Here is a 13,096-nt window from a genome sequence, read left to right as displayed (position 1 = left end):
TTTTGTACTATATTTTGTCATGAAAAAACTGACCTCCTCTAAGTTGATTTTGGGTCCAACTTTTTGGGGTCAGTTCAGGCTTTTGTTGTATCTATTATAAAATTATCTCACAACAACTGCATATTTTTTGATGTTGTATCTTTTATCAAAAAGTGAACGTGATATCCAATATCCATTTGGTTTATCCTCTGCTGGATCTACGATATGCATTCTGTTTTTATCGTAACCATCAACTACCATTACGTGTGCGTTGTAGAGGGCATTTTTTCCCCAGAAATAATCTTTAAATGTTGGATTTCTGAATTTGTATGTCGCAAAGAATATTACTGGGTTTCCTTTTGAGATTTCTTCTCTTATATATTCTGAAGATTTGCCAGAAATATTTTCTGCGTTTGCGTATTTTTTAGCCCATTTTGTTAATGGATCTGGGAATATTGATTGGTAAATTCTTTCATCGATATTAAAAGGTGAACCTGCGAATCCATGATTTGGGTTGTTGTCTTTTGCTAGTGGCATTTCTTTTATAAAATGGTTAATATTCGTGTTAGTTTTGATGTTTTTGTAGTGTAGACATTGCAGAAGTGATGCTGCTTCGCATCCCATTGGTAAACCTGCTTTGTTTTGGTTGATTTGTGCAACATTTAATAATACGTAGTCTTTTTTAGGTGGAGTTTTTCCGATTATTTCATCATATTTATTATGAAGTCCACCACCGATTAATGTTATTGTATTGGGATTTAATTTATTGAAGAAAATTTTCTCTGTTATTGTTAGATTGTTTTTTGTTGATGCAAATATTATCGGACTTTTTTCATTTGCTGCAAATGGTGCTACTGTTACGCAATCTATCAATTCAGAAAATCTTTGATCGCCGTTTTTGGCTAAGAAAATAGATTTTGAATTTTTGAAAAATGTGTCGGCTATTTTCATACTTGTATCATTTCTGTTTTTTCCATAAATAATTTTTGAATTTGGGAAATTTTTGAATAATTTTGCTGTAGCTCCGCCTATTAGATATGTGTTATTGAATGTATAGTTTCCATGTTTTTCTTTAAATGATTTTATATCATTTCCTACGAATAAAATTGGACTATTCATACGACATGCAGCTGCACTGACACTTGCTGAATCTACGATTGATTTGGTAGAGTGAACTAAAAATGCATTGTCGAACTGTTTTGTTTGGTTGAGATTAGAAAGTTCTTTTGCTATTTCAAATGATGTATCAATTCTGTCTTTTCCAGATATTCTTCTTACATTATAACCTTGTTTTATTAGATTTGTTTCTTGTGATTTGGAAATACTTTGAGTGCCACCTACAAGTATAATATTTGTAGATTTAAGTCTTTGGATTTCTTTTAATGTAGATTGGTTAATTTTAGCAAAATCTGTTAAAAGTATCGGGCTATTTATTTTATGTGCCAACACTCCTACTGACAACGAATCTGCAATTTTTTCTGAATTTACTATTATTGCTGTGGTGGATGTTTTAGGATGCGAAATCTTTGATATTTGTAGGGCTGTTTCGTATCTATTTTCACCCTCTATTGATACTTTTTCGATTTGCTTTTTTGAAAATGTTGGCGTTGATATTGAAAGTGCTAATATAAATGCCAATACAACGATTTTAAAATTTTTAAAGTTTTTCATTTTTAACTCCTAACCTAAAGATCTAAGGGGTCCGATATATTCAAGCTCACTCCATCCAATATATACTCTTGTAAGATGAGGAAAGAATACTGAAATTATTTTGAAAAGCAAATCCTCTTGTCCGTAGACTCTTACTTGTGAGTAGTTTAGATGCAAAATTACAAAGAAATTTATTATTGGAATTAGTAGTGCCAGGGATGCAATTCCTGTTCCATAAACTATTTTGAACAATAGCCAGATATTTAATAATGGTACAAAACTCCACAATCCAAATATTCCAGCTTTTTCAAACATTTTCCACAATCCTATTGCATTTATTACATATAAAAATAATACAATTGTTGTTGTAATCACTTTAATCACTCCTTTATATTATTATAGCATTTTTAAAACAATTTATTGGCATTAGCGTGAGAAATTTTGTATAATTTTTATAAATATTTGACAAATTATTAAAAATATATTATTATAATTCTATTAAAAGCTGTGATCAGAACGGAATATTTTGATTAATTTTACAGAGAATCCTGTTTGGTGAGAGGGATAAATTAAAAAATATTTGAATCATCTGAAAGAAGCTCACAGATCTAATAGGTCTGTGCGTATTACTTGGCGTTACAAGAAATGAGAGGTTTACACAATTAGGGTGGTACCGCGGTTTATTCGTCCCTTGGAATTAATTTCCAGGGGATTTTTTAATTATTTTATAAGGAGATATTTTTATGAAAAAGTTTAAGGAACTTTCTAAGAAGCCTGTTAAGGAACGTGAACAGGCTACTAGTAAGTATTGGAAAGAGATTGATCTTTTGAATGAAACTTACAACAGTAGAGATGAAGAAAATAGATATGTGTTCTATGATGGCCCTCCAACTGCAAATGGAAAACCAGGAATTCATCACGTTATAAGTAGAACTTTGAAGGATATGACTTGCAGATATAAAACTATGCAAGGATATAAAGTTTACAAAAAAGCTGGTTGGGATACTCATGGTCTTCCAGTTGAGATCGAAGTTGAAAAGAAACTTGGTCTTCACGATAAAAAAGAAATCGAAAATTACGGCGTAGAAAAGTTCAACGAAGAATGTAAGAAATCTGTATTTTCTTACAGAGAAAAATGGCAAGAGATGTCAGATAGAATGGCATACAATGTGGATATGGATGATCCATATATTACTTTGGACAATAATTACATTGAATCAGTGTGGGCGTTGCTTGACAAAATGTACAAGGACGGATTGATTTACGAAGGAGCGAAAATCCTTCCGTATTGTCCAAGATGTGGTACTGGTCTTGCATCACACGAAGTTGCACAAGGTTATGAAAATATCAAAACTACAACAGCGTATGTTAAATTCAAAAGAAAAGATGCGGATGAATATTTCTTGGCGTGGACTACAACTCCTTGGACATTGCCATCAAATGTTTGTTTGACAGTTCATCCAGATATCGATTATATTTTGGCAGAAAAAGACGGAGAAAAAATTTATCTTGCAAAAAATAAAGCACACGATTTGTTGGGTCACGAAGGCGAAGACTACACTTTAATCAAAGAATTAAAGGGTAAAGATATGGAGTATATGGAATACGAACAACTTTTGCCTATTTATGATGTTAACAAAAAAGCATTTCATGTGACTTGTGCAGATTATGTAACTGTTGAAGATGGTACAGGAATTGTTCACACTGCACCAGCTTTTGGGGAAGATGACTATCAAACAGGAAGAAGATACGATTTGCCATTAATCAATCCTGTTGATGAAGAAGGAAAATTCGTTGGCGGTCCTTGGGATGGCCAACACGTTATGGATACAGATCCAGAAGTGTTGCAAAGATTAAAAGAAGAAAACAAATTATTCAGAAAACAAAAAATTGAACACAATTATCCTCACTGCTGGAGATGTCACACACCACTTATTTATTATTCAAAACCATCATGGTACATTGAAGTTAGTAAACTAAAAGATAAATTAGTTGAAAACAATAACGGTGTAAATTGGTATCCAGATCACGTTGGTGAAGGAAGATTTGGGAATTGGCTTGAAAATATTAAAGACTGGGCAATTTCTAGAAATAGATACTGGGGAACTCCATTAAATATTTGGAAATGTGATAAATGTAATCACACACTTTCTGTTGGTTCAAGAAAAGAATTAAAAGAATTGGCGATTGAAGATATCGATGAAAATATAGAACTTCACAGACCATACGTTGATGATGTTCACATTAGATGTCCAGAATGTGGCGAAATAATGACTAGAGAAAAAGACGTCATTGACGTTTGGTTTGACTCTGGAGCTATGCCTTTTGCACAACAACACTGGCCATTTGAACATACAGATGATTTTGATAAAGTGTTCCCAGCAGATTTTATCAACGAAGGAATTGACCAAACACGTGGATGGTTCTATTCATTGTTAGCTATTTCTACAATGATTACAGGAAAAGCACCATACAAAAATGTTTTGGTAAATGATTTAATCTTGGATAAAGATGGAAAGAAGATGAGTAAATCGAGAGGAAACACAATTGATCCGATTGAACTATTCGACAAATATGGAGCAGACGTTGTTAGATTCTACTCACTTTATGTATCTCCACCATGGATTCCAACAAAATTTGATGTAAGTGGTTTACAAGAAGTTGAAAGTAAATTCTTCAGATCATTCAGAAACACTTATAACTTCTTCCAAATGTATGCAACAACTGATGAAACAGACCCTACAGAATATTTTGTAGAATACGAAGACAGAGCTGTAATTGACAAATGGATTTTGTCTAAGTTTACAAATCTACAAAAATTCTACTTTGAAAATATGGATCAATTTGAATATACAAAAGTTGCAAGAGAAATTTCTAACTTTGTAATAGAAGATTTATCAAACTGGTACATCAGACGTAACAGAAGAAGATTCTGGAAAACAGAAATGGATGATGACAAAAAATCTGTTTACAACACAACTTACGAAATATTAGTTGGACTTACAAAATTAATTGCTCCATTTACTCCATTTATAGCAGAAGAAATGTATCACGATTTAACAGGCGAAAAATCAGTTCACTTAGCTTATTTCGATAAGGTAAATGAAGATTTAATCGACAATAAATTAGAAGAAAAGATGGAAATGGTAAGAACTTTTGTAACTCTTGCAAGAGCTTCTCGTGAAGAAGTGAATATTAAAGTTCGTCAACCATTGAAGAAAATCGTCCTAGATGAAAGATTTAAGGATAAGATTGAAGAGTTCAAGGATTTAATCAAAGAAGAAATCAACTTAAAAGATATCGAATACAAGAAGGATTTGTCTGAATTTATGAATTACGAACTAAAACCTAACTTCAAAGTTGCAGGTAGTATTCTTGGTAAACACATCAAATCTTTTGGAAATTATTTGAAAGATATAAACGCCAAGGATTTCGTATCAAAACTAGACAAATCAGATTTGAATATTAAATTAGACGATGAAGACATTGATATCAAGAGAGATTACGTTGATGTAAGAATTAATTCCAAAGAAGGATTCGATGTGACAATGCAAGGAGATTATTTTGTAATCTTGGACACAGAAATCACTGATGAATTATTGATGGAAGGATATGCGCGTGAACTTGTAAGTAAAGTTCAACAAATGAGAAAATCAAATGACTTTGATGTTTTAGATAATATCATCATCAAAATCAATCCTACAGATGATATTAAAAAAGCAATTGAACAATATGAAGACTTCATAAAAGATGAAACATTGACTGTCGATATAATTATTGATGAAAATGTAGATGGTGAAGATGTTGATTTGAATGGAGAAAATGTTAGAATTGAAGTTATAAGAAAATAACGAATTAGCCTACTGATTAATTTCGGTAGGCTTTTTACTTTCAAAAGTATACAAAAAGTCAACAATGAAAAAAACTAATTGCAAACTGTACTACACTAATGGTATACTTATATCATATGAGGTGGAAGATGAAAAACAAAAACACAATTTTAAGAGCAATTTTAGTATTTGCATTTAGTGTAGGAGTAATTTTTTTCATAAAAAATAAAATTGGAGCAGATGATGCTTTTGATGTAATAAAAAAGATAGGACCAGTTTTCATAGCAGCGTGTGTTTTGACTATGTTCATGTTTTTTCTACTGGAAGCTATATCATACAAATATCTTCTAAGTATACAAGGATATGATGTATCGTTTAAAAGATGCTTCGGATATACATTTACAGATTATTTTTTCAGTATGATATCTCCAGGAGGTAGCCTTGGACAACCGTTGCAATATCATACAATGAGAACGGATAATATTGATTCATTGACTACAATTAATTCACTACTTTCTTTTAATTGGATTTATCATTTGTCTATGGTAATTATTTTCTTTGTAGCAATGCTTTTTGGTTTAGTCGGAAAAATTGCGTCGGTTTCTAATTTTAAGTACTTGGTTATATATGGAATTGTGTGCCAATTGGTCTTGGTAATCGGAATAGGATTTTTAATGTTTGATAGCGAATTGGCGGCTAGAGTAATTAGATTTTTTAACACGGTATTTTCCAAATTTAAAATTCTTAAACGTTTCAGCAAATCTGAAGAAGATATTACAAAAACTATAGAAGAACACAAAAATTTCGGAAAATTTTTGATAAATAACAAAAAAGTTTTTGCGAAATTATTGTGCATTTCGATGCCGATGCTTTTGTTTTCATTTGCAATTCCTGCAATCTTATACAAATCATTTGGACTAAATTCATATAATTTTATGACTCTGGTTCTAATCCAAGCTGTGGTTACAATTTCATTCGAAAGTGTTCATATTCCTGGAGGTGTAGGAGTTATCGAAGGTAGCATGATGCTTGTGTATTCTTCTTTTATGCCAAAATCATTGGCGTTTAGTATTATGGCAATCAATAGATTTGTTACATTTTACTTAGCGGTTCCTTTTGCAGGGCTATACTTTTTATTAGTGAAGACTAATCGTAAAAATTATCAGAAAAACAACAGTCTTATAAAACTGAATCAAGAACAGTAGATCGATCTATTAATTTAGGTCGTTTTTTATTAAAAAATAATACGTGATAAATATTTTTTTAGTCAAATGGGTATATTATATATGCTCAATATATTTGGTGCATGATATTGTACTTATTAAAAATAACAAATTTTATCATTGATTTTGAGGGGAGTTATGATATGATAAATAAAAGAAATATTTTTTTAAGTACATAATGAAAAGCTTTTATCAATGAAAACAAATCCGTATTTTATGGATTTTATATATAAAAAATTTTATAAGGGGTGAAAGGTTTGAAAGAGTTTTATAATAAGTATTTTATGAAACAAAAAATGATGCATCCTGTTATGTTTGCTCTTTTGCCGATTGCTTTAGTGGCGATATATTTTTATGGGCTAAGAGTGTTAGCTTTGTTTTTGCTAAACATAATTGTTGCATGCCTTGTTGAATATTTATCTAACGCGAAGATATTCAAAAGAAACAAAATATCTGAAGCAGCTATTGTCACATCCTGTTTGTATACAATGACATTACCACCATCTATTCCTTTTTGGATTTCAGCGGTTGGTATAGCGTTTGGTATATTTTTCGGGAAGATGGTTTTTGGAGGATTCGCAAAAAATGTTTTCAATCCAGCCTTAGTGGCTCGTGTATTTATTTATGTTAATTTTCCTCAACAAATGACTATTTATTGGAACAAAGCTGTAGGTGGTTTTCCTGGAGGATTTGGAACTTACTTAACTCAATCATTGGATTCTATGACACAACCAACTCCAATGACAGCATTTAAGGTTAACTCAGCATTTGAAACAATTCCAACTATGCTTTTAGGACAAATTCCTGGCGTTATCGGCGAAACTTGCAAAGTTTTGATTATTATTGGAGCGATTTATTTGATTTATAAAAAAGTTGCAAGTTGGCAAATTATGGCAGGAAGTGTGCTTGGTTTTTGCGCATTAAGTTTAATTTTTAACGCAGTAGGTGTAACCTCTGTTCCTAATCCTATTTACGGAATGTTAATGGGAGGATTCTTATTCGGTACAGTGTTCATGGCGACAGATCCAGTATCTGCAGCTAAGACTCCAATTGGTAAATGGATTTATGGTTTCATAATAGGAATTGTAACTGTAATTATAAGAGGATTTGCACTATTTGCAGGTGGTGTTATGTTTGCAGTTCTTATTGGCAATACTTTTGCACCAATAATTGATTATTGTGTAAATAAAGTTAAAGCTAATAAAAAAGCAAAAGCAAATAAGGAGGTCAAGGTTAATGGCTAAGAAAAAATCAGTCGTATATCCAGTAATTTTTATGTTGGGATTGACACTAGTTTTGACATTAGCGTTGGCTTTGTTAAATCATGTTACAACTCCTACAATAGAATTCAATCAAGATATCGAATTAAAACAAAAAATTTTAAATGTATTTAATATCTTACCTGAAGATACTTCTGCATCAAACATTGACAAGACTTTCAAAGACAATGTCGAAGAAGAAGACTATAAGGGTAATAAACTTTACATTTTAAAACAAGATGGCGAAGAAAAAGCTTATGCAGTTCCTATCAACGGGCCAGGTCTTTGGGGTTCAATCAGTGGATATGTAGGAATAACTAAAGATATGAAAAAACTTGTTGGAATAGAATTCATTAAACAAAACGAAACTCCTGGTTTGGGTGGACGTATTACAGAAGATGAATACAAAAACCAATATAGAGATTTGGATATTTCAAAGCCAGTTGACGGTAAAATTGTAATCAATAAACCAGCAAACGGTGGGAATATTGATGCTATAAGTGGTGCAACTCAAACATCTACATTTGTTGTTAATATGATTAATGAAGATGTGAATGACTTTATTGAGAATGGAGGTAAATAATGGCTAATTCAAATAAATATACTAAATTATTGAAAAATGGATTGCTTGATGACAACCCTGTTCTTATTCAAATTATTGGAATTTGTTCCACATTAGCAGTAACAAACTTGTGTATGAACTCCGTGGTTATGGGACTCGCCCTAGCGTTTGTTACAGGATGTTCTTCGTTTGTGATTAGTTTACTTAGAAAAGTAACTCCAAAACACATTCGTATGATGGTTCAAGTATTTATTATTTCGTTCTTCGTAATAATAGTTGATATTTTCTTAAAGGCTTACATGCCAGAAATGAGTAAAACATTAGGACCTTATGTTGGATTGATTATTACCAACTGTATAATAATGGGACGTGCAGAAGCATTTGCTATAAGTAACGATCCTGTAAGTAGTTTTGTAGATGGTGTGGCATCAGGTTTGGGTTATACTGTAGTTCTTGTGCTTATAGCTTTAGTCAGAGAATTATTGGGATTCGGTAGTGTATTTGGATTTAGAATAATGCCTGAAAGTTTTGTGCCTTGGACAATGATGGTTATGCCACCAGCAGCATTCTTCATTTTACCTATTGTTATGTGGATTGCTAATGCTCATCTTAAAAAGGAAGGAGATGCTAAGTAATGACAATTAGTCCTTTAGTTATATTTTTTGCATCAATCTTTACTTCAAACATGATTTTCTCAAACTTTTTGGGAATGTGTTCATTCATAGCAGTAAGTAAAGAAATTGAAACTGCAACAGGATTGGGAATAGCTGTAACATTCGTATTGACAATCACAACTATAATCAACTTTTTCTTATACAAATTAGTTGTTAGATTTAATATAGAATATTTGAGATATATAATATTTATTATATCGATAGCAGCATTTGTTCAATTATTGGAAATGATTTTGGAAAAATACATTCCGAACTTGTATTACGCATTGGGAATATTCTTGCCACTTATCACAGTAAACTGTGCGATTTTAGGGGTAAGTTTGTTCATGGTAATCAGAAACTACAACTTCTTGCAAACAGTTGGATTTGCAATAGGAAGTGGACTTGGTTGGATGCTAGCAATTGTATCAATGGCAGGAATTAGATCCAAAATCAAAGATTCATCTGTGCCAAAAGGTCTCCAAGGATCTCCTCTAACTTTAATTATAACTGGAATCATGGCGATGGCATTCATCGGATTCTCTGGTATAGTTCAAATATCATAAGGAGGAATCATGGGACAAATAATTATTACAACAATTGTAGTGTCTGTGTTGTGTGCATTATTTGCATTGTTGCTTTCATTTGCAGATAAATACATTGCAGATTATGGTGAAGTAAAACTAACTATTAATAACGATAAAGAATTTACGGTATATGGTGGAGATAGTTTATTATCTACACTTAGAAACCAAAAAGTATTCATTCCATCAGCTTGTGGTGGAAAGGGATCATGCGGGTACTGTAAAGTAAAAGTTTTGGATGGAGCAGGTCCTGTACTTGCTACAGAAAAACCAATGTTAACAGAAGATGAACTTAACGATAGCGTTAGATTATCTTGTCAAGTAAAAGTTAAAAAAGATATTTCGATTCAAATTCCAGAAGAATTATTTAATGTAAAAGAATACGAAACAACTCTTGTTGAAAAGTTACCTTTGACTGACAGAATAACTAAGTTTAGATTTGAACTTCCAGAAGGAGAAACAATCAAATTTAAACCAGGTCAATATGTACAATTAAAAGCAGAAGAATATCCAAAAGGCGATGGATATGAAGGATCAGATGAAGAAGTATTCAGAGCATATTCTATTGCGTCTAGTATTAGAGATGAAAAACATATAGAATTGTTAATTGGTTATACCAAGGGTATCTGTACAACTTATTGCCACAAAGTTCTTAAAGAAGGCGATAAGGTTACTATTAATGGTCCTTATGGTGATTTCTACTATCATGATGAAGATACTGAAATTATATTGGGAGCAGCTGGAACTGGCTTCGCACCAATAAGATCTATCCTTAACCATATGAGAGATCATGATGTTAAGAGAAAAGCAAGATTCTACTTTGGGGCCAAAACTCCAGATGATTTATTCTTGTTAGATGAATTGAAAGAATTTGAAGAAGATTTGTACGATTTCAAATTTATCCCAGTATTGTCAAGAACAACTCCTGAAATGAATTGGGAAGGAGAAACTGGACATGCTGACGATGCAATCAAGAAATATTGCAAAGAAACTGGTAAGAACAGCTCAGCTTACCTATGCGGTTCACCAAGAATGATAGAGTCTTTGACAAAAGCATTGAACGAAGTTGGAGTAACTGACGACAGAATTTATTACGATAACTTCTAAAATACAAAGATCGATTGAAAACTGATTGTGAGTCAGAATTCAATCGATCTTTTTTTAGATAAATTTAGTTCTAAATTTGTTTGGTTTGATTTTTGGGGTTTCTTCGCTGTGACCTAAAGCAAGTGCACAAGTTATTTCATAATCTTCATCGATGTCTATAGATTGTAAGAATTTTCTAATGTGTTCGCTATCATAAGAATCATAAAATTGATTAATCCAAACATTTGCTACATTTAGTTCACAAGCTTTTAACATCATATTTTGCATTATACATCCACAGTCGAATTTTCTATTTCTGTTATCGTGTGGACTCAAAATCAAAATCATATTTTTGCAATTATAAAATCCGTTGTAGTTTTCATTGTTTAAGTGCTTTCTGATGTATTTTAATAAGCTTTCCATTGTACTATCATCAGAAATAGCGACGATTATGTTGTCTTGTTTATTCATACCGGTTGGAGCATAGGTTCCAGCTTCTACGATTTTTTTCATATCTTCTATTGATACTTTTTTAGATGTAAATTTTCTTCTCGATCTTCTGTTTTTGATAATATCCATAATTGCCTCCTATATGTTATAATTTTAATACTGGAGGAGATATTTTGCAATTTGTTAAAACAAAAGAAGATTGCCAAAATCTAATGGATGTCGTCGCTGACACTGCAAGAATTTTGCTCGAGAGTGGTGCAGAAACATATCGTGTAGAAGATACAGCTTTTAGAATGAGTAAAAGTATTCAAAAAGTTAATAAAATAAATGTATTCGTATCTTATACATGTATAATTATATGTTTGAGTTTTGATTTTGGAGATCTTGTTACTATGAGAAGAACAATTCCAAAGGCGACAAATTTGTGGAAAATTCATCAAATCAATAATTTTTCCAGAAATTTTGTAAAAGATGTGTACACTTTGGATGAATCAATAGAAATAATAAACAAAATAGATAATAGAGCTGTAGATAAAAAATTGTACATCCTAGGGGCATCCGCAGCTTCAGGATTATTTGCACATTTATTAGTAGGTGGCATTATTGAACCTGTCGTAGCTTTCTTTATATCTATATTAGAAATGCTAGTTTTTAGATTTTTTCAACGAAAAGAAAACCCACAATTTGTTAATACATATATTACAGTTGCGTTTATGACATTTCTAACTTTAGTTACATTGAAAATTTTTGGAATGTTTAGTGTGGCTTTGGATATGAACAGTATTATCGTTGGATGTATCATGCCGTTTGTTCCTGGCGTTTCCATTACAAACTCTGTAAGAGATGTACTTAGTGGGGACTTATTATCTGGGATAAGTTCTATGATTAACGCTGTGATTACAGCGTTGAGTATAGCTCTAGGTGTTGGTAGTATATTGTATTTTGCGGTTATGATGGAGGCGATTTAATGATATATATAATTATAGAATCAATCATTTCATCATTTGCCACATTAGGATTTTCGCTATTTTACGATTCACCAAAAAGGTCTTATAAAATAGTTATGGTATCTGGATTTGTAGCGTGGTTTGTTTACAAATATTTAACAATGATTTTAAACAATAAATTTATCGCAGCTCTGTTTGCATCAATTGCCGTAGGAATAATAGGAGAGATAGCTTCAAGAAAAGTTCACATGCCAGTCACAGTTTTTGTAATACCAGGAATAATTTCTTTGGTTCCAGGGGCAGATATGTATTACACAATGTATTACACAATTCAGCAAAATTCTAAACTAGCTTTTTCACATGCGAGAAATGCAATGTTATTTGCCGCCAGTATAGCTCTTGGAATACTTGTAGCATCCTTATCATCTAAGTCGATTAAGCATAATACAATAGAGCATTTACAAACAAATTCGATTTTTAAAATAAAAAACAAAAAAACACTTGACAATAAATAAAAACCTTGATATTATATAAAAGCACTTTGAGTTAAGTGCTTTTTAAATTACTTAAAAGAAAGTAATGCATGTAAAACGAAAATAAAAAAAGTTTTACAAAACACTTGACAAAATGAAATGATGATAGTAAACTATAATAGTTCACTAAAGTAACATTTCAAGAAAACACATTTTGAAAGAAAAATATTTCGAAAAAGTGTTGACAAAGAAAAGTTAGTATGATATACTAACAAAGTCGTTACGAAAGTGCGAAGAAAGTTGTCATTAAGACAACAAACTATAGAACCTTAATAAATTAAATAAAGTAAATACTTTGAGAGAAGTACAAACCAAACAATAATTCGGTGAGAATAAAAAA

Annotated in this window: 12 protein-coding genes; 9 read left to right on the top strand and 3 right to left on the bottom strand. The window is 31.6% G+C overall.

The features are described 5' to 3' along the window. Positions 1 to 102: 102 nt before the first annotated feature. Complete coding sequence (locus GKF99_RS08380) at positions 103 to 1,650, bottom strand: cell wall-binding repeat-containing protein (RefSeq protein WP_094207362.1); 1,548 nt, start codon at positions 1,648 to 1,650, stop codon at positions 103 to 105. Between the two features lie 9 nt (positions 1,651 to 1,659). Next, positions 1,660 to 2,004, bottom strand: coding sequence for a DUF5684 domain-containing protein (locus GKF99_RS08375; protein WP_094207361.1), 345 nt, complete (start codon positions 2,002 to 2,004; stop codon positions 1,660 to 1,662). Positions 2,005 to 2,372: 368 nt separating this feature from the next. On the opposite strand from GKF99_RS08375, the gene ileS reads away from it, so the two are divergent. The 7 genes from ileS (at position 2,373) to GKF99_RS08340 (ending at position 10,847) form a co-directional block, all read left to right on the top strand. Next, complete coding sequence (ileS, locus tag GKF99_RS08370) at positions 2,373 to 5,480, top strand: isoleucine--tRNA ligase (RefSeq protein WP_094224907.1); 3,108 nt, start codon at positions 2,373 to 2,375, stop codon at positions 5,478 to 5,480. Between the two features lie 128 nt (positions 5,481 to 5,608). Beyond that, positions 5,609 to 6,664: a lysylphosphatidylglycerol synthase transmembrane domain-containing protein gene (locus GKF99_RS08365; RefSeq protein ID WP_154273136.1), complete on the top strand. Its 1,056-nt coding sequence runs from the start codon at positions 5,609 to 5,611 to the stop codon at positions 6,662 to 6,664. Between the two features lie 266 nt (positions 6,665 to 6,930). Beyond that, complete coding sequence (locus GKF99_RS08360) at positions 6,931 to 7,926, top strand: RnfABCDGE type electron transport complex subunit D (protein ID WP_242428101.1); 996 nt, start codon at positions 6,931 to 6,933, stop codon at positions 7,924 to 7,926. Then, positions 7,919 to 8,524 carry an FMN-binding protein gene (locus GKF99_RS08355; RefSeq protein ID WP_094207357.1) on the top strand — a complete coding sequence of 202 codons (606 nt, stop codon included), beginning with the start codon at positions 7,919 to 7,921 and terminating at the stop codon, positions 8,522 to 8,524. The genes GKF99_RS08360 and GKF99_RS08355 overlap by 8 nt, the downstream gene beginning before the upstream one ends. Next, positions 8,524 to 9,138 carry an NADH:ubiquinone reductase (Na(+)-transporting) subunit D gene (nqrD, locus tag GKF99_RS08350; protein ID WP_094207356.1) on the top strand — a complete coding sequence of 205 codons (615 nt, stop codon included), beginning with the start codon at positions 8,524 to 8,526 and terminating at the stop codon, positions 9,136 to 9,138. Before GKF99_RS08355 ends, nqrD begins: the two co-directional genes overlap by 1 nt. Next, positions 9,138 to 9,722 (top strand): Rnf-Nqr domain containing protein, encoded by a 585-nt coding sequence (locus GKF99_RS08345; RefSeq protein ID WP_002837117.1) that lies wholly within the window; start codon positions 9,138 to 9,140, stop codon positions 9,720 to 9,722. Before nqrD ends, GKF99_RS08345 begins: the two co-directional genes overlap by 1 nt. Positions 9,723 to 9,731: 9 nt before the next feature. Beyond that, positions 9,732 to 10,847 (top strand): FAD-binding oxidoreductase, encoded by a 1,116-nt coding sequence (locus GKF99_RS08340; protein ID WP_154273135.1) that lies wholly within the window; start codon positions 9,732 to 9,734, stop codon positions 10,845 to 10,847. 54 nt (positions 10,848 to 10,901) lie between these two features. Here GKF99_RS08340 and GKF99_RS08335 read toward each other — a convergent pair whose 3' ends face one another. Beyond that, a complete protein-coding gene (locus GKF99_RS08335; protein WP_094207355.1) occupies positions 10,902 to 11,405 on the bottom strand; it encodes a nitroreductase family protein in 504 nt (167 codons plus the stop codon). Positions 11,406 to 11,449: 44 nt separating this feature from the next. On the opposite strand from GKF99_RS08335, the gene GKF99_RS08330 reads away from it, so the two are divergent. Then, entirely contained in the window at positions 11,450 to 12,244 is a 795-nt protein-coding gene (locus GKF99_RS08330; protein WP_094207354.1) for a threonine/serine exporter family protein, read from the top strand. Then, on the top strand, positions 12,244 to 12,738 hold the full coding sequence (locus tag GKF99_RS08325; protein WP_094207353.1) for a threonine/serine exporter family protein: 495 nt from the start codon (positions 12,244 to 12,246) through the stop codon (positions 12,736 to 12,738). Before GKF99_RS08330 ends, GKF99_RS08325 begins: the two co-directional genes overlap by 1 nt. Positions 12,739 to 13,096: the final 358 nt, after the last annotated feature.

The sequence above is a fragment of the Finegoldia sp. BIOML-A2 genome (genome assembly GCF_009678315.1).
GTDB classification, from domain to species: domain Bacteria; phylum Bacillota; class Clostridia; order Tissierellales; family Peptoniphilaceae; genus Finegoldia; species Finegoldia magna.
Note: the sequence above shows the minus strand (reverse complement) of the source record. Positions and strands in the feature narration are given on the sequence as shown.